The organism is Paracraurococcus ruber (genome assembly GCF_004353985.1).
GTDB classification, from domain to species: Bacteria; Pseudomonadota; Alphaproteobacteria; order Acetobacterales; family Acetobacteraceae; genus Paracraurococcus; species Paracraurococcus ruber.
Genome location: NZ_SMOA01000021.1, coordinates 25,522 through 46,362, shown reverse-complemented (window position 1 = coordinate 46,362; position 20,841 = coordinate 25,522). Strand labels below are relative to the sequence as shown.

The following is a 20,841-nucleotide window of genomic DNA, read 5'->3' as shown; positions in this document are numbered from 1 at the left end:
CCGCGCCGCGCGGCGCCGCGCGCCACCGCCGGGACGGCCTGCGCGCCGCTGCTGGCCCGCCTGCAACTCGATGAAAGACCCAGCGATGGCGATCGTGCCCGGATCCGTGCCGCCTGTGCGCCGGCCCCCTGACCGCCGGCGCCGCGGTGTCCTGGCCCTGGCCGTGGCGCTGCTCGCCGCGCTCGGTGCCTGCGCCGCGCCGCCGGCCCGCCTGGCCGATGCCCCGCCGCCGCCCAAGGCGGCGCTGCCCTTCGATGACGCGGTGCTCGCGCTGGCGGAGGCGACCCTCGCCGGCGCCCGCACCCTGCCGGAGATCGCCGCCGGCGGCCGCCGCATGCTGGTCATCGACCCGCTGATCGACCGCGCCAGCGGCGCCGAGACGGCGGCGACCCGGGGCATGGAGGCGCGCATCGCCGCGCTGGTGCGCGAGCGGCATCCGGAATTCGACCTGCAGCCCTTCTCGCTCGCGGCGCTGGAGGCGCAGCCGCTGATCCTGCTGGGCGCCATGACGCCGGTGGAGGCGCCCGGCAGCCTGGCCAATGCCACGGCGCCGACCGACACCTTCCGCATCTGGGCGGTGCTGGGCGACCTGCGCAGCGGCACCATCCTGGCCCACCCCACCGCCTGGGTGCAGGGCGGGACGGTGGATGCGACGCCCACCGCCTTCTTCGCCGACAGCCCGGCCTGGACCGAGGACGCGATGGTCGCCGCCTATCTCCGCACCTGCGCCGGCGCGCCGGGCACGCCGATGGACCCCGCTTATCTGCGCGGGCTGCGCGCCCAGGCCCTGGTCGCCGAAGGCGTGGCGGCGCAGGAGGCCGGCCGGCCGGAACGCGCCCTGGCGCTGTTCCGCCAGGCCGGGACCACCGCGGGCGGGCGGCAATTGCGGGCGCTGAACGGCATCTACCTGGCCAACCAGGCGCTGGGCCGCGAGACGGAGGCCGAGCAGGCCTTCGCCGACCTGGTCGAGGTCGGGCTGGAGCAGGAGCGGCTGGCGGTGAAGCTGCTGTTCCGCCCCGCCACCACCGAATTCGTGCGCGACCCACGGGTGAGCGGCCCCTATCCGATGTGGCTGCGGCAGATCGCCGAACGGGCCGAGGCGCGGCGCGCCTGCCTGCAGGTCGTCGGGCATGCCAGCGTCACCGGCGGCGCGGCGGCGAATGACCGGCTCTCCCTGGCGCGGGCGGGCCGGGTGCGGGCGCGGCTGGTCGCCGCCGAGCCGCCGCTGCGGCCCCGCACCGCGGCGCTGGGCCGCGGCGCGCGGGACCCGATCATCGGCCTCGGCACCGACGACATGCGCGATGCGCTGGACCGGCGGGTGGAGTTCCGGCCGCAGCGCTGCGACCAGCTGGTCGCGGCGCGCTGATCCGGGCGGCGGACGGGCTCAGCCCTCGCCCGCGACGAAGGCGCGGAAGGCCTCGGCGTGGTCGGGGTGCCAGCGGGACAGGGCCGGGCGGTTCTCCACGATGTCGCCGGCGGCCCAGAGGATGCGCTTCTCGTCCAGCGCCCGCGGCACGTCGTTGTCCGGGCAGAGGATGTAGAAATCGCCGGCCGCCAGCCGGTCCAGCATGAAATCCACGGTCTGCTCCGGCGTCCAGGCGGCCGCCGGCTTCTCGGCGCGGCCCTTCGCCGTCAGCGGGGTGAAGACGAAGCCCGGGATCAGCAGGTGCGCGCCGATCCTGGCGCCTTCCGTGCTGCGCAGCTCATGCGCCAGGGCCTCGGTGAAGGCCTTCACCCCGGCCTTGGCGACGTTGTAGGCGGGGTCGCCCGGCGGCGTGGTGATGCCCTGCTTCGACCCGGTGTTGACGATCCGCCCCGGCCGGCCGCGCGCCAGCATGCCGGGCAGGAAGGCGCGGCAGCCATGGATGATGCCCCAGAGGTTCACCTCCAGGACGCGCCGCCAGGTCTCGAGGTCGCCGGGGATGGCGCTGCCCGGCTGGATGCCGGCGTTGTTCATCAGGATGTCGGTGCCGCCGAAGCGGTCGCGCACCGCCGCCTCCAGCCGCTCCACCTCCTCCGGCCGGCTGACATCGGTGGCCCGGGTCATCACCCCGGCGCCCGGCACGGCGGCGGCGACGGCGGCGGCGGCGCGCGCCAGCCGGTCCTCCCCCAGGTCGGCGAGGCAGACCCGGCAGCCCAGCCCGGCCAAGCGGATGGCGGCGGCGAGGCCGATGCCGGAGGCGGCGCCGGTGACGGTGGCGACGGGATCGGGCGGCAGGTCGAGCGCGGGCATGGTCGGGTTCCCTTCGGGCATGGTCGGGCGTGGCAACGCGCGAGCGGCGCCGGGGATGGCGGCGGCGGTCAGCCGGCCGGCCGCGGCCGGCCGCGCGCCAGCAGCACCACGCCGATCGCCGCCGCCGAGGCCGCCATGTAGAGGCCGAAGGCATTGGCATAGCCGATCATCGCGGCCTGCCGGTCGATCTCCCGCGACAGGCGGGCGAGGCCCTGCAGCGTCTCCAGGGTCCAGCCGCCCATCACCTGCGGCGCCGACAGCGCCTCGTTGTAGGGCGACAGCAGCTCGGTCATCCGGCCGTAATTCATCGCCTGGGAGCGGATGATCTCGGTCACGCTGACGGCGATGAACAGGCTCGACCCGAGGTTGCGCAGCAGGTGGAAGACCGACATCGCCTCGGCCGTCGCGCCCGGCGGCAGGGTGCGGAAGGTCAGCACCGTCAGCGGCACCCAGATGATGCCGACGGCGACGCCCTGCAGCACCGAATTCGCCAGCAGCACCCCGGTGCCGACATTGAGGTCGAGGCTCATCAGCCAGAGGCCGGAGACGACCAGCAGGCCGAAGCCGAGGCTCATCCCGATGCGCGGGTCGAAGCGGCCGATCAGCAGCGTGCTGCCGAAGCCGACGACGCCGCCCAGGCCGCGATAGCCGACGATCTCGCCGATGATGCTGTCTGGGTAGCCGGCATGCGACTGCAGCAGGCCGGGCAGCAGCACGATGGGGGTGAAATTCACCATGCCGTAGATGGTGACGAGGACGAGGCCGAGCGCGTAGTTGCGGTCCAGCAGCAGCCGCAGGTTCAGGAAGGGCCGCGGCGCCGTCAGCGAATGCGCCAGGAAGATCCAGAAGGCGAGGAGGGCGAGCAGCACCTCGATGACGATCTCCGCGCTCTCGAACCAGTCGAGCCGCTGGCCGCGGGAGAAGACGAGCTGCAGGCAGGCGATGCAGGTGGCCAGCGCCAGGAAGCCGGTCCAGTCCAGCGGGACCCGGCCGCCCGGGCGGTCCCGCGGCAGCACCAGCCATTGCGCGAAGGCGGCGACCGCGCCGGCCGGGACGATCATGTAGAAGGCCCAGCGCCAGCCATAGGCCTCGGCCAGCATGCCGCCGAAGACCGGGCCGATGACCGGACCCAGCACCACCGTCATGCCGAAGATGGAACTGACCAGCCCGGCCTGCCGGCGCGGGAAGCTGTCCAGCACGATGGCATTGGCCAGCGGCACCATGGGCGCGCCGAGGCCGCCCTGCAGCACGCGCCAGAGCACCATGGCCTCCAGCGTCTCCGCCTGGCCGCACATCCAGGTGGCGAGGGTGGAGCCGATGGTGCTGGCCAGCATCACCCGCCTGCGGCCGAATCGGGCGGCGAGGAAGCCGCTCATCGGCGTGGCGATGGCGGTGGCCAGGATGTTGAAGGTGGTGGTCCAGGCGATCTCGTCCGGCGTCGCCGCCAAGCTGCCCTGCATCTGCGGCAGCAGGGTGGAGGCGACCAGCAGGGTGGTGGCGTAGAGGGTCGAGCCCAGCACCGCCGCGGCCAGGATCAGCACCCGGCGCAGCACCGGCAATTCCAGGGCGTCGGGCGGGTCGGCCATGATCGCTGCCACGTAACCTTGACGAAAGTCTGCCGGGCGATGATGAGTTAGGCAACAATCCAGGCGAGCCCGCCATGCCCCGCCCAGGACCAGCCCGCCAGCCTCCCCCAGTTCCGGCCCCGGCCCCGGTCGCCGAGGATCGCCGCCAGATCGGCTTCCTCATCGCCGACGTGGCCCGGCTGATGCGCAGCGCCTTCGACCGGCGGGTGCGGCGGATCGGGCTGACCCGGTCGCAATGGCTGGTGCTCAGCCGCCTGCACCGCAATCCCGGGCTGAGCCAGTCGGAACTGGCGGAGATGCTGGAGGTGGAGCGGGCGACCGCCGGGCGGATGATCGACCGGCTGGAGCCGCGCGGCTGGCTGGTCCGCCGGGCGGACCCGGCCGACCGCCGCATCAACCGCCTCTACCTGACCGAGGAGGCGGAGCGGGTGCAGGCCGAGATGGGCCGCATCGCCGAGGAATTCCTGGACGACGCCATGGCCAGCCTGGACGAGGCCGAGCGCGAGGTGCTGAGCGACATGCTGGAGCGGATGAAGGCGACCCTGCTGGAAGGCGGCGCCCGCCGCCCCGCCGCCGCCGCGGCCGAGGCCCGCGCGGCCGCCCCATGAGACGCAAGCTGCTGCGGCCCCTGCTGCTGCTCGGCGTGCCCCTGCTGGTCCTGGCGGCGGCCGCCATCGCCTGGCAGCGCGGCGGGCGCTACGTCACCACCGAGAATGCCTATGTGAAGGCCGACATCGTGCAGGTGGCGCCCGAGGTCGCCGGCCGGGTGCTGGAGGTGGCGGTGCGCGACCATACCCGCGTGCAGGCCGGCGACCTGCTGCTGCGGATCGACCCGGAGCCCTACCGCCTGGTGCTGGCGCGCGCCGAGGCGGAGCTGGATGCCGCCCGCACCCTGGTGGAGACCGCCCGCGCCACCTACCGCGAGACCGAGAGCGAGCTGGGCGAGCTGCTGAGCCGCGCCGAATTCCTGCAGCGCCAGGCGCGCCGGCAGCAGGACCTGGCGCGCGGCGGCGTGTCGGCCGCGGCGAAGCTGGAGGAGGCGCTGAGCGATGCCGAGGTGGCGCGGGAACGCGTCAAGGTGGTGCGGCAGCGCCTGGCCCGGCTGCTGACCACGCTGCAGGGCAACCCGGACCTGCCGGTGGACGAGCACCCGACGGTGCGGCAGCGGATCTCCGACCGCGACCAGGCGCGGCTGGACCTGCGCCGCACCGAGATCGCCGCGCCGGTCGGCGGCACCATCGTCAACATGCGGCTGCAGCGCGGCGAGCAGGTGAAGGCGGCGACGCCGGTCTTCGCCCTGGTGTCGGAACGCCGGCCCTGGGTGGAGGCCAACCTGAAGGAGACGACGCTGACCCATGTGACCGTGGGCCAGCAGGTGCAGGTGATGCTGGACATCTACCCGGACGTGACCTGGGTGGGGGAGGTCGAGAGCATCAGCCCCGCCACCGGCGCCGAGTTCGCCATCCTGCCGCCGCAGAATGCCTCGGGCAACTGGGTGAAGGTGGTGCAGCGGCTGCCGGTGCGCATCCGGCTTCAGCCCTTCCCGGGGGAGCCGCCGCTGCGCGCCGGCATCACCGCGACGGTGGCGATCGACACCGGTCGCCAGCGGAGGTTCGAGGATGTGGCGGCGATGGTCGGCGGGTGGTTCCGCGGCAGCGCCAGCGCCGCCGGCGGCCCGGCGGAGATCGCCACGCGGTAGTGGGCGAAGCCGGCCGGCCCCGGTGCCCTCGCCTGATCGCGGGCCGTTGAAACCGCCTGCCGGACCGCGCATATCGCCGCCCGTCCGAGGCGGGGGCCGGACATGACCTGCCCCCGCCGATCCGTAGCCGGAGCGGCAGCGCGCCGCCGGGGCCTGCCCGGCCCGCCGCCAGCCGCTCCCGACCGAAGGGGGAACACGGTGAGCGAGAGCCTGGAGCGGCATGAATTTGGCGCCGAGGTGGGGCGCCTGCTGGATCTGGTCGTCCACGCCCTCTATTCCGAGCGCGAGATCTTCCTGCGCGAGCTGGTCGCCAACGCGGCCGACGCCGTCGACCGGCGGCGGTTCGAGGCGCTGACCCAGCCCGATCTCGGCCTGCCGGCCGAGCCCAAGCTGCGCATCGTGCCGGACAAGGCGGCGCGCACCCTGCTGATCAGCGATTGCGGCATCGGCATGGGCAAGGCCGAGCTGGCCGAGCACCTGGGCACCATCGCCCGGTCCGGCACGCTGGCCTTCGCCAAATCGCTGGCCGAGGCGCCGGCCGAGCAGAAGCCCAGCCTGATCGGCCAGTTCGGCGTCGGCTTCTATTCCGCCTTCATGGTGGCCGACCGGGTGGAGGTGACGTCCCGCCGCGCCGGCACCGGGGAGGCCTGGGTCTGGGCCAGCGAGGGCAAGGGCGACTACACCCTGGCCCCCGGCGCGCGCGACGATGCCGGCACCGACATCCTGCTGCACATGAAGCCGGATGCGGAGGAGTTCCTGGAGCCCTTCCGGCTGCAGGCCATCATCCGCAAATGGGCCGACCACATCACCATCCCGATCACCGTGACGCGGGACGGGCAGGAGGAGGCGGCGAACGAGGGCACCGCGCTGTGGCGCAAGCCCAAGGCGGAGGTGAGCGAGGAGAGCTACACCGAGTTCTACCGCCACCTTGGCCATGTCTTCGACAGCCCCTGGGCGACGCTGCACTGGCGGGCGGAGGGCATGCTGGAATTCAGCGCGCTGCTCTTCGTCCCCGGCATGAAGCCCTTCCAGGCGGTGGAGGGGGAGCGGGAGAGCCGCGTCCGCCTGCATGTCCGCCGCATGTTCATCACCGACGAGGCCGGGCTGCTGCCGCCCTGGCTGCGCTTCGTCCATGGCGTGGTGGACACCGAGGACCTGCCGCTGAACGTCTCGCGGGAGATGCTGCAGGCGACCCCGGTGCTGGCCCGCATCCGCAAGTCGGTCACCGGCCGCGTGCTGTCCGAGCTGAAGGCCCGCGCCAAGGATGCCGAGGACTATGCGAAGTTCTGGGAGAATTTCGGCGCCACGCTGAAGGAAGGCGTCTGGGAGGATGCCGAGCACCGCAAGGATGTCGCGGCGCTGCTGCGCTTCCGCTCCTCGGCGGTGGAGGGCTGGACCTCGCTGGCCGACTACGTCTCCCGCATGAAGGACGGGCAGGAGGCGATCTACACCCTGGCCGGCGACGATGCCGCGGCGCTGGCCGGGTCGCCGCAGCTGGAAGGCTTCCGCGCCCGTGGCGTGGAGGTGCTGCTGCTGACCGATCAGATCGACACGTTCTGGCCGGAACGCCTGGGCGAGTTCGAGGGCAAGCCGATCCGCAGCATCACCCAGGGCAGCGTGGACCTGTCGAAGCTGGGCGAGGCGACGCCGGCGGGCGAGGCGGCCGATGTCGCCGACCTGCTGCCGAAGCTGACGGCGGCGCTGAAGGACGCGGTGTCCGAGGTGCGGGCGACCGACCGGCTGGTGGACAGCGCCGTGGTGCTGGCCGCGCCGCAATACGGCCCGGACCTGCAGCTGCAGCGCCTGCTGCGCCGCGCCGGCCGCGAGACCGGCGGCGCCCTGCCGGTGCTGGAGATCAACCCGCGGCACCCGCTGATCCGCAAGCTGGCAGCGGCCGGGGAGGCGCAGGTGACCGAGGCCGCGGGCCTGCTGCTGGATCTGGCGCGCATCCAGGACGGCGACGCGCCGCGCGACCCGGCGGGTTTCGTGCGGCGCGTGGCGCAGTCGCTGTAGCCGCGCGTCCCTGGGAGGGGCTCTGCCCCTCCCGGACCCTCCCCGCCGGGCGATGACTCAAGGGTTCCAAGGGCCCTTCGGCCCTTGGCGGGAGGAGCTTGAGGAGGGCGGCGCCCGCCTCAATCGCCGTCACCGGAAGGGCGGCTCGTCGAAGCTGCGCAGCTTGCGCGAGTGCAGCGACGCGAGCTGCCCGCGCAGGATGTCCAGCGTCGCCAGCCCGATCATCAGGTGCTGGCCCACCGCGCGTTCGTAGAAGGCGCTGGCCGTGCCTGGCAGCTTGATCTCGCCGTGCAAGGGCCGGTCGGAGACGCAGAGCAGCGTCCCGTAGGGCACCCGGAAGCGGTAGCCCTGCGCCGCCAGCGTGCCGCTTTCCATGTCGACGGCGATGGCGCGGGAAAGGTTGATGCGCCGCCGCTCCCGCGACCAGCGCAGCTCCCAGTTCCGGTCGTCATAGGTGACGACGGTGCCGGTGCGCAGGCGCCGCTTCAGCGCGTCGCCCTCCTCGCCGGTCACCCGCGCCGCCGCCTGCTGCAGCGCCACCTGCACCTCGGCCAGGGCCGGGATCGGCACCTCCGGCGGCACCAGCTCGTCCAGGATGCGGTCGCGGCGCAGATAGCCATGTGCCAGGACGTAGTCGCCGATGGCCTGGGAATGCCTGAGGCCGGCGCAGTGCCCGACCATCAGCCAGCAATGCGGCCGCAGCACTGCCAAGTGGTCGGTGATGGTCTTCGCGTTGGAGGGGCCGACACCGATGTTGACCAGCGTCACGCCGCCCGTGCCGTCGGCGCGCAGCAGGTGGTAGGCCGGCATCTGGAAGCGGTGCCAGGCGGTGGCGGCGACCAGCGCCTCGGCATCCGGCGCCTCCCCCCGCGCCACCGCGACCCCGCCCGGCAGCACCAGGCGCTGCCAGGGCGATCCCTCCCGCGCCAGCTCCGCCAGGCCCCAGCGGATGAACTGGTCGACGTAGCGGTGGTAGTTGGTCAGCAGGATCCAGGGCTGCACCTGCCGCCAGTCCGTGCCGGTGTAGTGCACCAGCCGGCGCAGCGAGTAGTCGACCCGCACGGCATCGAACAGCGCCAGCGGGAAGGGCGCCTCCGGCAGCTGCCGCCACAGGCTGTCCGGCACCTCGTCGCCCACCTCGGCCAGCGAGGGCGCCGGGAAATGCCGCGCCAGCAGCGCGCCCGACACCGCATCGCCGTCGAAGGCGTCGCCGCGTTCGAAGACATAGGGATAGGGGATTTCTTGCGTGCTGGGGCGCACCGCGATGTCGGGGGCGAAATCCGCCGCCAGATGCTGCAGCTGCTCCAGCAGGTAGGGGCGGAAATGCCCGGGCTGGGTGACGGTGACGGCGTAGCAGCCCGGCTGCTGGAACCGCGCCCAGGCCCGGCGCGTCGCCGGCGGCGCGCCGGCCGGCGGGCTGCCGGGGGTCTCGCCCGGGGCCCAGGTCAGCCGCAATTCCGGATAGGTGAAGCGGGCGCGCTCGGCCGCGTCGGGCGGCGGGCCGCCGGCCAGCAGGCGCTCGAGTGCCGCGCGCTGCGCCGCCACGGCCTCGGCGTGCAGCGCCTCCAGCCGCGCCACCGCCGCTTCGGGCGTCAGGGAAGGGATCGGATGGTCCATGGCGTGCTCCGAACGCGCCATCCTGCCGCGGGATCGCCCGGCGTTGCTACCGGCCCAGTGCCTTCTTGAGCGCGGCCTTGTCCATCCGCGACCGGCCCTGGATGCCGCGGCGCCTGGCCTCCTCCAACAAATCCGCCTTGCTCGGCTCCGCGCCGTCCTGGCGGTGCCGCGCCGTCTTGCGCGCCACATCCTTGGGCTGGTCGGAAAATTGCCGCCCCGCCTGCATGTCGCGCCGCTTCTTCGCCGAGGTGCGGCGGTATTCGGCGGGGGAGAGGTGCTCGCGCGCCTCCTTCGGCAGGTAGCGCTCGCCGCTGTCGCGGCTGCGCCGGCCCGAGCCGGTGCCCCATTCCTCCTTGGTCCAGTGCTGCAGGCTGTTGTCGGCGCGCTTGCGGCCTTCGTAGCCGCCGCCCTGCCGCTTGTAGTCCTGCACCGCGATCTGCGCCTTGCGGGCCGACCATTGGCCCGGCTCGCCGCCCTTGTCGCCTGCCGTCACCGCCCGCTTCACCCGGTCCCACAGGGCCGGGTCGCTGCGCTTCGCCGTGCTGCCCATCGCCATTCCATCCGCTGCTTCGCCGCAGGTGGGCGGGTGCGGCCGGCTGTCAGCGGGGCCGCCCCCGCGCCGCCACGCGGTCGTGATGCGGCGGCCCATGGCAACGGCAATGGATGGTCCCGTCATGCCGAGCGCCCGGACGGGCGCCGCGGCCCATGCCGCGTCGCCAGGGTCTGCGGCGCAAGCCGCCCGGCGATCGGGGGGGGGCCGTTGACCGGTCACGGTCAACGGCCGTCGGCATCAGCCGATCAGCCAGTAGCTGCCCGGGTTGGGCAGCGCCGCCGAGGCGACGGGGCTGCCGCCGCTCATGATCCAGGCCACCGTCTCGCCGGCCTGGCCGTGCCAGACTAGGTCCGCCTGCCGGTCGCCGTTGATGTCGCCGACGCCCTGCAGGGTCCAGTAGGTGCCGGGATTGGGCAGTACCCGCGCATCGATCACCGTCCCGCCATCCAGCTGCCAGGTCGCCACCTCGCCATTGGCGCCGCGCCAGATCAGGTCGTTCCGCCCGTCGCCGTTCAGGTCGGCGGTCGCCGCCAGGGTCCAGCCATTGCCGGGATTGGGCAGCGTGGCGCTGCCGAGGATGTTGGCGCCGTCCAGCGCCCAGATCCCCACCTCGCCATTCGTGCCGCGCCAGATCAGGTCGGCCTTGCCGTCGCCGGTCACGTCGGCCAGGCCGGCGACGCGCCAGTTGGGGCCGGGATCCGGCAGCGCCGGCGTGGCGAGGACGTTGAGCCCGTCCATGGTCCAGATCGACAGCCCGCCCGCCTGGTTGCGCCAGAGGATGTCGGCGCGGCCATCGCCATTGGTGTCGCCGGTCGCCGCCACCGCCCAGGCGGTGCCGGGGGTGGCCAGGGATGCGCCGGCCAGCGGCGTGGTGCCGTTCAGCAGCCACACCGCCGCCTCGCCCGCCTGGCCGCGCCAGAGCAGGTCGGCGCGGCCATCGCCGTTGAAGTCGCCGGTATCGGCCACGGACCAGTAGCTGCCCGGGTTGGGCAGCAGGCCGCCGGCGACCGCGCCGCCGTTGAGCTGCCACACCGCGACATCGCCGCCCTGGCCGCGCCAGAGCAGGTCGGCCAGCCCGTCGCCGTTGAAATCCGCCGGGTGCACGGCCTGGGTGTGCAGGTAGAGCCCGGCGGCCGGCCCGCTGGCCGGCATGCCCTGGTCGTCATACACGGCATGGCCCTGGGCATTGCCGCCGAACGCCGTCTGCGCATTGCCGAAGCCGTAGTAGAGCCGGCCGCCGGTCGGCAGGTCCTGCCCGAAGCCCAGCACCAGCGTGTTGGCGCCGGTAATGGTCGCGCTGGTCGCCGCCGCCACCGCATCGCCGTTGCGCACCGACCAGTTCAGCCCGCTGGCGGCGCCGGCATCCAGCGCCGCCAGCGTCGCCGCCGCATCATGCTGGAAGGTGACGGTCAGCTGGCGGTAGCCGGACGGCAGCGCCTGCACCGCCTGCGGCCCCGTGTCGTCGATGTTGCCGCCGCCGGCCGCGACCGGCGAGCCCGGCTTGGCATAGGCGGCGAATTCCTCGGCGATGCTGCGCGCCGCCCGGGCGGCGACGATCCGCGCATCGGCATCCGACATGTGCCCGCCGGCGCCGAAGACATCCGTGTTCATGTCGAGGTCGAAGGTCGAGGCCGTCATGTCGGCGTTGAAGGCCGGGTCGGCCGCCAGTTCCGTCATGCCCAGCCGGATCGCCTGCGCCCCGGCATCGGTGCCCGAGACATAGGGGATCGGCTTGACGAAGATGTAGGGCACGTCCTGGCCGAAGGCGGCGCGCACCTGCGCCGCGTCGAACCGCACCGCGCTTTCCCAGGCGGCGGCGGTCAGCCCGGCATTGCCGCTGTCGTATTCGTTGTGCAGCCACAGCACCACCGTCGGCTCGGCCTTGGTCGATGGCGGCAGGGCGTTGACGTAGTTCAGCAGGCCCTGTTCCAGGGTGTTCACCTGCCAGCCATTGCCCACCGGCCGCAGCCAGTCGCCGATCAGGGCCGTGCCGCCGACCGAGGTGTTGGCGCCGGTCGGCGACAGCCATTCGAATTCCACGCGGACCGTGTCGGTGCTGCCGTTGAATCCCAGCAGCCGCTGCACCTCGCCGGAGATGGCCCCGGCATTCTGCTCGGCCCAGCCGAGGATGATGGAATTGGACTGGCCGCGCAGAAGGATGTTGAGGTTCAAAGCGCTTCTCCGAATTCGCGCCTTGGTTGCGGCGCAGCATGCATCGAAGGGAGCGCAGAATGGCGCGGCCGTCGCCCAAAGAGAGCGCCACCGCCCGACACAAGCCCGTCAGACACCGCAATGCGTGTTGCACGCGGGTAACTCGCCTCAGGCGGCGGGGCCGTTCCAGCGGACCGCGAGCAGGGTGATGTCGTCCGCCTGCTCGGCCGCGCCGGCATGGCGCGCCACCGCGGCCGAGACGGCGCGCAGCCCCGTCGCCGGGTCTGCCGGCCGCGCCTCCCGCAGCGCCGCCAGGAGCCCGGCCTCGGCGAACTGCGTCATGCCGGGATCCACCGCTTCCGTCACGCCGTCCGAATAGAGCAGCAGCGTGTCGCCGGGTTGCAATTGCAGCCGCCCCGTCGCGCCCTGCGCGCCGGCCATGATGCCGGCGACCGCGTTGGCCGGCAGGGGATGGAAGGCGGCGCCGCCTTCGGGGCCCAGCAGCACCGGCGGCAGGTGGCCGTAATTGGCGAAGGACACCTCCCCGCTGCGCAGGTCCAGCACCGCCAGCAGCAGCGTGACGAACATGGAAGCCGGGTTGTCCGCCGCCAGCGCGCGATTCACCCCGGCGGCGATGCCCGCGGCGTCCGCCGTCTCCGCCGCCTCGGCGCGCATCAGGGTCAGCGCCCGCACCATGAACAGCGCCGCGCTGATGCCCTTGCCGGCGACGTCGCCGATCGTCAGCAGCAGCCGGTCCGGGCCCAGCATCTGCGCATCGTAGAAATCGCCGCCGACCAGCCGCGCCGGCTCGATCAGCGCCGCCATGTCGCAGCGCCGCTCGGCCGGGAACCAGTCATCGGGCTGGCGCAGCATGCCCATCTGGATCTCCCGCGCCAGGGTCAGCTCGCGCGCCAGCGCCTCATGCTTCAGCCGCTCGCGCAGCGCCTCCGTCAGCCGCAGCGCGTCGGCGCGCAGCAGGCCGCTGAGCTGGCGCATGATGTCGCGCGCGGCGCCCGGGGCGGTCACCACCTCCTCCCAGAACACCGGCGCCGGCACCAGCAGCACCCGGCACGCCGTCCCCGCCAGCACATGCGCGGAGACCGGCAGCCCGTCGATCACCGACATCTCGCCGAACATCCGCCCGGCCGGGATGGGGATGGGCCGGGACCGCTCGGCCAGGTCGAAATGGATCTCCGCCTGGCCGGCGAGCAGGAAATGCAGCGATTCGTTCTGCTGGTCGCGGACCAGGATGGCCTCGCCCGGGGCGAAGCGGGCGATGCGGCAGCGCGCCAGGATGCGCGCCAGGAGGGGCGGCGGCAGCCCGCCCAGCAGGGCCAGCCCGGCGCAGTCGGCCGGCGAGGGCCGGTCTGGCGCGCCCTCTCGAGGTTCGGTCATCACGGCAGCGTGGCGCATTTCCGCGGCCGCCGTCGAGATGCCGCTGCGGCTGGCGCCGGCGCCTTGCCGTCAGTCGTCCGGTGCGCCGGGCAGGGTTTCCGCGACGCCCGGCGGGTCGGGATAGAGGTCGGACGGCACCTTGGCATCGGGGTTCCGGGTGGTGTTGCCGCGCTGGACCTCGGCCGCGGTGGTCTTGGAATCGGGGTCGCTGGTGCTCATGCGCTCGCGGCTGCCCTCGGGCCGGCCTTCGGTGGGGTTGGTCATGGCGATCTCCCTCGCACCCGCAGGCAACGCGCCAGAGCGGATCGCGGAGCGGCGGGACCGGCGCATAGCGTGAATCCGCTCGTCAAATGCGCGGTGCGGATCGCGGAGCGGCGGGACCGGCGCATAGCGTGAATCCGCTCGTCAAATGCGCGGTGCGGATCGCGGAGCGAAGTGGACGGCGCGCAGCGTCGATCCGTCCCGCGACCAGGGCGCCGCGGCGGTGAAGCGTCCATGCCGGACCGCGAGCCGCCATGGGCGCGGCAGCGTCAGCCGCCGGCCACCAGCCGCGCCGCCGTCAAATCCGCCAGCGCGGTGCCGACCGACTTGAAGACCGTGATCTCCGCCGGCCCGGTGCGGCCCGGCGCCTCCCCCCGGCAGAGGGCGCCGAGCGGCGCCACGGCATCCGCCCGCAGCACGCCTTCGGCCAGGGGGGCGATCAAGTCGCCGGATTCGGCCAGCGCCGCCGGGTTGTCCACCGCCACATGGGCGGCGCGGGCGAAGGCGGCGCTGTCCGCTTCCCGCATGCCGGGCGCGAAGCCGCCGATGAGGTCGAGATGCGCGCCCGGCCGCAGCCAGGCGCCTGCCAGGATCGGCGCCGTGGCCAGGGTGGCGCAGCTGACGATGTCGGCCTCGGCCGCCGCCGCCCGCGCATCCGCCACCGCTTCGGCGGCGAAGCCGGCATCGCCCAGCCTGGCCGCCAGCGCCTCGGCCCGGGCGGGGCGGGGGTTCCAGACCAGCACGCGGCGGATCGGCCGCACCGCGCGCATCGCCGCCGGGACCATGCCGGCGATATGCCCGGCGCCGAGCAGCAGCAGCACCTCCGCCCCCGGCGGCGCCAGCAGGTCCGCCGCCAGCGCCGAGACGGCGGCGGTGCGGCGCCCGGTGATCTCGTTGCCGTCCAGCAGCGCCTGCGGCCGCCCCGTGACCGCATCCGACAGCAGGTAGGTGGAGTGCAGCGCCGGCTCGCCGCGCGCGGCATTGCCGGGGAAGACGGTGACGAGCTTCACGCCCAGCGGCCCGCCCGGCTCCCAGGCCGGCATGACCAGCAGGGTGCCATCCGGCGCGCCGGGGACGGGAATGCGGTGGTTGGCGCGCGGCGGCGCCTGCACCGTGGCGGCGGCGAAGGCGGCGCGCAGCGCGGCGATCAGCCGCGGATAGGGCAGGGCGGCGGCGACCGCGGCGGCATCGAGGACCGGGAGGGTGGTGGCGGCCGCCATGGCATCGGTCTCCGGGCAGGGGATGGCCGCGGGCGGCGCGGCGGGCCATGCCCGCATAGCGCGTCCGCCGCGCCGCCGGCCAGCCGTGCCGCGCGCTGCCCGCGAAACTCGCAGCCCCTGGCCGCGCCGGCAGCGGATCGGCGCCGGATCGACGAGGGCGGCCCGGGATGCGCGCCGCCGGGGGCATGGCATGGATCGTGCTTTCTCCGACCATTGTGCGATCATCGTGCGATGCTGGCGTGGCGAGGGGGGAGACCCACCCATGGCGAAGCGGCGGATCCGGCTGGGCGTGTCCATGATCGGGCTGGGCTACCATCTGGCGGCTTGGCGCCATCCCGATGCGCCGGCCGGCGGCAACATGGAGCTGCCGCATTTCGTCCGCGTCACCCAGGCGGCCGAGCGCGGGCTGTTCGACATGGCCTTCCTGGCCGACGGCGTCGGCATCCGCTTCCATGACGAGCCGAAGGGCGCGCTGTGCCGCACCAGCAAGAACGTGCAGTTCGAGCCGCTGACCCTGCTGTCCGCGCTGGCGATGGTGACGCGGCGCGTCGGCCTGGTCGCCACCGCCAGCACCACCTACAACGAGCCCTACCACGTCGCGCGGAAATTCGCCTCGCTCGACCATATCAGCGGCGGCCGCGCCGGCTGGAACGTGGTGACCAGCGTCACCGACATGGAGGCGCGGAATTTCAACCGCGACAAGGCGCCCGGCTACGATGTCCGCTACGACCGCGCCGCCGAATTCGTCGAGGTGGTGCGCGGCCTGTGGGAAAGCTGGGAGGACGATGTCTTCGTCCGGGACAAGGAGAGCGGGATCAATTATCGCCCCGAAGGCCTGCATGTGCTGGACCATCAGGGCCCGCATTTCCAGGTCAAGGGCCCGTTGAACGTCGCCCGCACGCCGCAGGGCGCGCCCGTCATCGTCCAGGCCGGCGCCAGCGACCAGGGGCGCGAATTGGCCGCCGCCACCGCCGATGTCGTCTATGCCGCGGCGCAGACGCTGGCGGATGCGCAGGCCTACTACCGCGACGTGAAGGGGCGCATGGCACGGTATGGCCGCGACCCGGACCACCTGAAGATCATGCCGGGGCTGATGGCGGTGCCCGGCCGCACCCGGCAGGAGGCGCAGGACCGCTACGAGGCGCTGCAGCAGCGCGTCGATCCGCTGGTCGGGCTGGCGGCGCTGGCGAACTACCTCGGCGACCTCAGCGGCTACGACCTGGACGGGCCGGTGCCGGAACCGCCCAACCGCCGCATGCACAGCCGCGCGCAGATCTTCCTCGACATCGCCCGGCGCGGCAACCTGACGATCCGCCAGCTCTACCTCTCCATCGCCGGCGGCAACGGGCATCGCCTGGTCATCGGCACGCCGGCCGATATCGCCGACGCCATGGAAGAGTGGTTCCACCAGGACGCCGCGGATGGCTTCAACATCCTGCCGCCCTGGCTGCCGGGCGGCCTCGAGGATGTGGTGGACATGGTGGTGCCGGAACTGCAGCGCCGCGGCCTGTTCCGCACGGCATACGAGGGGATGACCTTGCGGGAAAACCTGGGCGTGGCGCCGGCGACGCATCGGCGGGCCGAGGCGCGCAAGCGCGCCGCCATGGCCGCCGCGCTGGGGAGCGCCGCGCAGTGAAGCGCCTGTTGCTGCTTTGCCTGCTGCTGGCGCTGCCGGCCGAGGCGCAGACGCTCCGCATCGCCTTCAAGGCGGCGGTGGATGCGGCCGACCCGCATCTGACCTTCACCCCCAACCGCAATGTCCAGCTGCATGTCTGGGAGACGCTGGTCACCCAGGATGCCACGCTGCGGCCGCTGCCGGGGCTGGCGGAATCCTGGCGCGCCCTCGACCCGCTGACCTGGGAGTTCCGGCTGCGGGAGGGCGTGGCCTTCAGCGACGGCACGCCGCTGACCGCCGCCGATGCCGCCTTCTCCATCCGCCGGGCGCAGCAGGCGCAGGGGCCGCGGACCTATGCCGCCTCCGTCAGGCACATCACCGCGGTGGAGGTACCGGACGAGCGCACCCTGATCGTCCGGACTGGCCAGCCGACGCCGCTGCAGCCCGACCTGCTGGCCGCCATCGCCATCCTCAGCGCGCGCGCCGCGGTGGATGCTTCCGACGCGGATTTCAACGGCGGCCGCGCCGCCATCGGCACCGGCCCCTATCGCTGGATCCGCTGGACCCCGGCGCAGGATGTTGTCCTGGAACGCAACCCGGCCTTCCGCGGCCCGGCCGAGCCCTGGCAACGCGTGGTCTTCCGCTTCGTCCCGAATGACAGCGCCCGCGTCGCCGCGCTGCTGGCCGGCGATGTGGACGCCGTGGATTACGTCCCCGCCGGCCTCTACGCCCGGGTGCGGGAGAATGCCGAGACGCGGCTGGTCACCGGCGATTCCATCTTCACCCACTATCTCTACCTGGATGCGATGAGCGCCCGCATCGGCAATGCGACCGGCGCCGATGGCCAGCCCCTGCCGGAGAACCCGCTCCGCGACCCGCGGGTGCGCCATGCGCTCTCCCACGCCATCAACCGCGCGGGCCTGGCGGAGCGGGTGATGGAGGGCAGCGCCACCGCCGCCGGCCAGGTCGCCGCACCCGGCTTCATCGGCCACGACCCCGGCATCCCCGTCCCGCGCTTCGATCCCGCCCTGGCGCGGCGCCTGCTGGCGGAGGCCGGCTACCCGCAGGGCTTCGGCCTGACCCTGCACTGCACGCTGGACCGCTTCGCCGGCGATGCCCGCACCTGCCAGGCAATCGGCCAGATGTTCAGCGCCATCGGCATCCGCACCCAGGTGGAGGCGCTGCCGATGCCGGTCTATCTGCGCCGCAGCGCCACGCTGGGCGGTGACGGCGCGCCGGAACTCTCCGCGCATCTCTCCATGTTCGGCTCCTCCACCGGCATCGCTTCGGAGGGGCTGACGGCGCTGGTGCGCACGCCGAACCTCGCGCAGGCCCAGGGCACCTGGAACCGCACGCGCTACTCCAACGCGGCGATGGACGCGGCGCTGGCGCGGGTGGACGCGATCTTCGACCCGGCGCAGAGGGAGCAGGCGATGCGCGAGGCCGTGCGGCTGGCGGTGGAACAGCCGGCGCTGCTGCCGGTCTTCCACGTCAAGGCCTCCTGGGGCCTGCGCCGTCCCCTCTCGCTCACGCCGCGCGGCGATGCCTACACCATGGCGACCGAGATCCGACCCGCACCATGACCCAACCCCGCCTGAAGCTCGCCGCCTTCTTCTTCACCCCCGGCAGCCATTCCGCGGGCTGGCGCCATCCGGAAGCGGTGCCGGAGACGGACATGTCCTTCGCGCACTACGTCTCCATGGCGCAGACGGCCGAGCGCGGGCTGATGGACTGCATCTTCTTCCAGGACACCGCGGCGCTGAACGGCAGCGCGGCGCTGGATGGCGGCAGCCCCTGGCGGACGGCGGCGGGCCGGCAGGTCTTTCCCGAACCGGCGACGCTGATCGCCGCGCTGGCGCCGGTGACGACGAATCTCGGCCTGGTCGCCACTGCCACCACCACCTATGGCGATCCGTACACCATCGCGCGTCGCTTCGGTTCGGTCGACCATATCAGCGGCGGCCGTGCCGGCTGGAACCTGGTGACCAGCCAGATCGAGGACGAAGCGGGCAATTTCGGCTTCGACCGCCACCCCGACCACGGCCACCGCTACGAGCGCGCGGAGGAATTCTTCGACGTCGTCGCCGGGTTGTGGGACAGCTTCGAGGACGGGGCCTTTCCGCGGAACAAGGAGACGGGTCAGTTCCTCGATCCGTCCAAGGGCCATATCCTGAATCACCAGGGCGAGTTCTTCCGCGTGCGCGGCCCGCTGAACCTGCCGCGCAGCCCGCAGGGCCGGCCGGTGGTGGCGCAGGCGGGATCCTCGGAGCCCGGGCGCCGCCTCGCCTCCCGCGTCGCCGACATGATCTTCACGGCGCAAAGCGTGTTGAGCGAGGGGCAAGCCTTCTACCGCGACATCAAGGCACGCGCCGTCGCGCATGGCCGCCGGCCCGACGACGTCAAGGTGATGCCGGGCTTCATGGCTATCACCGGGCCGGACGAGGCGGCGGCGCAGGCGCGCTACGAGAGCCTGCAATCCCTGATCGACGACACCACCGCAATGCGCCTCCTGGCGCGGCTTTGCGGCGACCTGGACATCCACCGCTTCCCGCTGGACGGCCCGCTGCCCGACCTGCCGCCCAGCAACGCGGCGCGCGCGCGGCAGGAGCACCTGGTGGCGAAGGCGCGGCGGGAGAACCTGACCATCCGCCAGGTCGCGCGCTATCTCGGCACCTCGCTCGGGCACCAGATGGTGGTCGGCGCGCCGGCGCGGATCGCCGATGTCATGCAGGAATGGCTCGAGGCCGGGGCGGCCGACGGCTTCACCCTGCTTTTCCCCTACTACCCCAAGCCGCTCGAGGATTTCGTCGAATTCGTGGTGCCGGAATTGCAGCGCCGGGGGATCTACCGCACGCAATACGAGGGGAAGACCTTGCGGGAGAACCTCGGCGTGGCGGTGCCGGCGAACCGCCATGCGCGGTAGCGCCCTGCTGCTCGCCGCGCTGCTGCTGGCGGCGCCGGCCGCGGCGCAGGAACTCCGCATCGGCATGAAGGCGGCGGTGGACGGCTCCGACCCCCACCAGAGCTACAGCCCCAACCGCAACGTGCAACTGCATGTCTATGAACCGCTGGTCTTCCAGGACCCGCAGCTACGGCCCGTCCCCGGCCTCGCCACCGCCTGGCGGCCGGTGGACGAGACGACCTGGGAATTCACCCTGCGCGAGGGCGTGCGCTTCCATGACGGCACGAAGCTGACGCCGGCCGACGTGGTCTTCTCCATCCGCCGCGCGAAGGATGCGGTGGGGCTGCGCACCTATGCGCCCTTGCTGCGCGCCGTCACGGTGGCGGAGGTGGTGGACGGCCGCACGGTGCGGCTGCGCACCCGTGGTCCGGCGCCCATGCTGCCCTCCGGCCTCGCCTCGGTCGGCATCGTCTCCGCCGCCGCCGCGGTGGATGCGGGGGAGACCGAGTTCAACGGCGGCCGCGCCGCCATCGGCACCGGCCCCTATCGCTGGGTGCGCTTCTCCCCCGGCGCCAGCGTGGTGCTGGACCGCATGCCGTCCCATTGGGGGACGGAGCGCGAGCCCTGGGAGCGCGTGACCTACCGCTTCATCCCGAACGACAGCGCCCGCGTCGCCGCGCTGCTGGCCGGCGATGTCGAGGTGATTGACGCCGTGCCCGCCACGCTGCAGGCGCGGGTGCAGGAGGATGCGCGGACGCGCCTCGTTGCCGACACCTCCGCCTTCAATTTCTACCTCTTCCTCGACACCCATCGCGAGCGCCCGCTGCACGCGACGCGGATCGACGGCCAGCCGCTGGACCGCAACCCGCTGCGCGACATTCGGGTGCGCCGCGCCATCTCCCATGCGCTGAACCGGCCCGCGCTGGCGGAACGCGCCATGCAGGGCGGCGCCGTCGCCTCGAACCAGATCGCGCCGCCCGGCTTCATCGGCCACGACCCGGAGATCCCGCCCGTCGCCTACGACCCCGCGCTGTCACGCCGCCTGCTGGCGGAGGCGGGCTGGCCGCAGGGCTTCGCCATGACCATCCATTGCACCGGCGACCGCTTCCCGGGCGATGCGCGGTCCTGCCAGGCGATGGGGCAGATGCTGACGGCGGTGGGCATCAAGACGGCGGTGGAAACGCTGCCGGCGGCGATCTTCTTCCGCCGCGCCACCAATGGCGCGAATGGTGAGCCGGAATTCACGGCATCCGCCAACATGTTCGCCTCCACCACCGGCGTGGCGGCGGAGGGGATGACCTCCATCCTGCGCACGCCCGATCTGGTCCAGGGCCATGGCGCCTCCAACCGCGGCCGCTGGTCGGACCCGGCGCTGGACGCGCTGCTGGCGCGCATCGAGGCCACCTTCGACGATGCGGCGCGGGAAGCGCTGATGCGCGAGGCGGCGCGGCGGGTGATGGCGGAGGCGGGCGTGCTGCCGGTCTTCTACGTCAAGGCCGCCTGGGGATTGCAGCGCGGCCTGACCCTGGTGCCGCGCGGCGACCAGTACACCATGGCGACGCTGATCCGCGCCGCCCCCTGACGAAAGGCAGCGCA

At 73.2% G+C, this 20,841-nt stretch carries 16 protein-coding genes; 8 read left to right on the top strand and 8 right to left on the bottom strand.

Going from position 1 to position 20,841, the window contains the following annotated elements:
• Positions 1–163 precede the first annotated feature (163 nt).
• Positions 164–1,366 carry an OmpA family protein gene (locus tag E2C05_RS06830; protein ID WP_133218862.1) on the top strand — a complete coding sequence of 401 codons (1,203 nt, stop codon included), beginning with the start codon at positions 164–166 and terminating at the stop codon, positions 1,364–1,366.
• Positions 1,367–1,384: 18 nt separating this feature from the next.
• Here E2C05_RS06830 and E2C05_RS06825 read toward each other — a convergent pair whose 3' ends face one another.
• Both E2C05_RS06825 and E2C05_RS06820 read right to left on the bottom strand, forming a co-directional pair.
• Positions 1,385–2,233 carry an SDR family NAD(P)-dependent oxidoreductase gene (locus tag E2C05_RS06825; protein WP_133218864.1) on the bottom strand — a complete coding sequence of 283 codons (849 nt, stop codon included), beginning with the start codon at positions 2,231–2,233 and terminating at the stop codon, positions 1,385–1,387.
• A 68-nt stretch (positions 2,234–2,301) separates the two neighbouring features.
• Positions 2,302–3,819 carry a DHA2 family efflux MFS transporter permease subunit gene (locus E2C05_RS06820; protein ID WP_158291983.1) on the bottom strand — a complete coding sequence of 506 codons (1,518 nt, stop codon included), beginning with the start codon at positions 3,817–3,819 and terminating at the stop codon, positions 2,302–2,304.
• 74 nt (positions 3,820–3,893) lie between these two features.
• Here E2C05_RS06820 and E2C05_RS06815 point away from each other — a divergent pair, with 74 nt between their 5' ends.
• The 3 genes from E2C05_RS06815 to htpG all read left to right on the top strand — a co-directional run bounded on the left by E2C05_RS06815 (position 3,894) and on the right by htpG (position 7,531).
• Positions 3,894–4,427 carry a MarR family winged helix-turn-helix transcriptional regulator gene (locus E2C05_RS06815; RefSeq protein WP_133218860.1) on the top strand — a complete coding sequence of 178 codons (534 nt, stop codon included), beginning with the start codon at positions 3,894–3,896 and terminating at the stop codon, positions 4,425–4,427.
• Positions 4,424–5,518 (top strand): HlyD family secretion protein, encoded by a 1,095-nt coding sequence (locus tag E2C05_RS06810; RefSeq protein WP_133218859.1) that lies wholly within the window; start codon positions 4,424–4,426, stop codon positions 5,516–5,518. The genes E2C05_RS06815 and E2C05_RS06810 overlap by 4 nt, the downstream gene beginning before the upstream one ends.
• 198 nt (positions 5,519–5,716) lie before the next feature.
• Positions 5,717–7,531 (top strand): molecular chaperone HtpG, encoded by a 1,815-nt coding sequence (htpG, locus tag E2C05_RS06805; protein WP_133218858.1) that lies wholly within the window; start codon positions 5,717–5,719, stop codon positions 7,529–7,531.
• Between the two features lie 129 nt (positions 7,532–7,660).
• Here the strand turns inward: htpG and E2C05_RS06800 are convergent, their stop codons facing one another.
• The 6 genes from E2C05_RS06800 to lhpI all read right to left on the bottom strand — a co-directional run bounded on the left by E2C05_RS06800 (position 7,661) and on the right by lhpI (position 14,728).
• Complete coding sequence (locus E2C05_RS06800; RefSeq protein WP_133218857.1) at positions 7,661–9,148, bottom strand: AMP nucleosidase; 1,488 nt, start codon at positions 9,146–9,148, stop codon at positions 7,661–7,663.
• Between the two features lie 46 nt (positions 9,149–9,194).
• Positions 9,195–9,698: a DUF5872 domain-containing protein gene (locus tag E2C05_RS06795; RefSeq protein ID WP_133218856.1), complete on the bottom strand. Its 504-nt coding sequence runs from the start codon at positions 9,696–9,698 to the stop codon at positions 9,195–9,197.
• Positions 9,699–9,938: 240 nt separating this feature from the next.
• Positions 9,939–11,873: an FG-GAP repeat domain-containing protein gene (locus E2C05_RS06790; protein WP_133218855.1), complete on the bottom strand. Its 1,935-nt coding sequence runs from the start codon at positions 11,871–11,873 to the stop codon at positions 9,939–9,941.
• A gap of 147 nt (positions 11,874–12,020) precedes the next feature.
• The gene (locus E2C05_RS06785; protein WP_158291982.1) at positions 12,021–13,247 is read right to left on the bottom strand and encodes a PP2C family protein-serine/threonine phosphatase; all 1,227 of its coding nucleotides are present in this window, start codon (positions 13,245–13,247) and stop codon (positions 12,021–12,023) included.
• Positions 13,248–13,316: 69 nt separating this feature from the next.
• The gene (locus E2C05_RS06780; protein ID WP_133218853.1) at positions 13,317–13,511 is read right to left on the bottom strand and encodes a hypothetical protein; all 195 of its coding nucleotides are present in this window, start codon (positions 13,509–13,511) and stop codon (positions 13,317–13,319) included.
• A 266-nt stretch (positions 13,512–13,777) separates the two neighbouring features.
• Complete coding sequence (lhpI, locus tag E2C05_RS06775) at positions 13,778–14,728, bottom strand: bifunctional Delta(1)-pyrroline-2-carboxylate/Delta(1)-piperideine-2-carboxylate reductase (RefSeq protein ID WP_133218852.1); 951 nt, start codon at positions 14,726–14,728, stop codon at positions 13,778–13,780.
• Between the two features lie 262 nt (positions 14,729–14,990).
• Between lhpI and E2C05_RS06770 the strand changes: the two genes are divergently transcribed.
• The 4 genes from E2C05_RS06770 to E2C05_RS06755 are packed head-to-tail and all read left to right on the top strand — an operon-like array spanning position 14,991 to position 20,827.
• Positions 14,991–16,364, top strand: a complete 1,374-nt coding sequence (locus E2C05_RS06770) for an LLM class flavin-dependent oxidoreductase (RefSeq protein ID WP_133218851.1) — start codon at positions 14,991–14,993, stop codon at positions 16,362–16,364.
• Positions 16,361–17,926, top strand: a complete 1,566-nt coding sequence (locus E2C05_RS06765; protein ID WP_158291981.1) for an ABC transporter substrate-binding protein — start codon at positions 16,361–16,363, stop codon at positions 17,924–17,926. The genes E2C05_RS06770 and E2C05_RS06765 overlap by 4 nt, the downstream gene beginning before the upstream one ends.
• Positions 17,923–19,266, top strand: coding sequence for an LLM class flavin-dependent oxidoreductase (locus E2C05_RS06760; protein ID WP_133218849.1), 1,344 nt, complete (start codon positions 17,923–17,925; stop codon positions 19,264–19,266). Before E2C05_RS06765 ends, E2C05_RS06760 begins: the two co-directional genes overlap by 4 nt.
• Positions 19,256–20,827 (top strand): ABC transporter substrate-binding protein, encoded by a 1,572-nt coding sequence (locus tag E2C05_RS06755; RefSeq protein ID WP_133218848.1) that lies wholly within the window; start codon positions 19,256–19,258, stop codon positions 20,825–20,827. The genes E2C05_RS06760 and E2C05_RS06755 overlap by 11 nt, the downstream gene beginning before the upstream one ends.
• The last annotated feature ends 14 nt before the right edge of the window (positions 20,828–20,841 follow it).

Bases quoted from the DNA above. Each gene is read 5' to 3' on its own strand.
- E2C05_RS06825 (WP_133218864.1), bottom strand. From the start codon at position 2,233: ATGCCCGCGCTCGACCTGCCGCCCGATCCCGTCGCCACCGTCACCGGC.
- E2C05_RS06820 (WP_158291983.1), bottom strand. From the start codon at position 3,819: ATGGCCGACCCGCCCGACGCCCTGGAATTGCCGGTGCTGCGCCGGGTG.
- E2C05_RS06815 (WP_133218860.1), top strand. From the start codon at position 3,894: ATGCCCCGCCCAGGACCAGCCCGCCAGCCTCCCCCAGTTCCGGCCCCG.
- E2C05_RS06810 (WP_133218859.1), top strand. From the start codon at position 4,424: ATGAGACGCAAGCTGCTGCGGCCCCTGCTGCTGCTCGGCGTGCCCCTG.
- E2C05_RS06800 (WP_133218857.1), bottom strand. From the start codon at position 9,148: ATGGACCATCCGATCCCTTCCCTGACGCCCGAAGCGGCGGTGGCGCGG.
- E2C05_RS06795 (WP_133218856.1), bottom strand. From the start codon at position 9,698: ATGGGCAGCACGGCGAAGCGCAGCGACCCGGCCCTGTGGGACCGGGTG.
- E2C05_RS06785 (WP_158291982.1), bottom strand. From the start codon at position 13,247: ATGACCGAACCTCGAGAGGGCGCGCCAGACCGGCCCTCGCCGGCCGAC.
- E2C05_RS06780 (WP_133218853.1), bottom strand. From the start codon at position 13,511: ATGACCAACCCCACCGAAGGCCGGCCCGAGGGCAGCCGCGAGCGCATG.
- lhpI (WP_133218852.1), bottom strand. From the start codon at position 14,728: ATGGCGGCCGCCACCACCCTCCCGGTCCTCGATGCCGCCGCGGTCGCC.
- E2C05_RS06770 (WP_133218851.1), top strand. From the start codon at position 14,991: ATGGCGAAGCGGCGGATCCGGCTGGGCGTGTCCATGATCGGGCTGGGC.
- E2C05_RS06760 (WP_133218849.1), top strand. From the start codon at position 17,923: ATGACCCAACCCCGCCTGAAGCTCGCCGCCTTCTTCTTCACCCCCGGC.
- E2C05_RS06755 (WP_133218848.1), top strand. From the start codon at position 19,256: ATGCGCGGTAGCGCCCTGCTGCTCGCCGCGCTGCTGCTGGCGGCGCCG.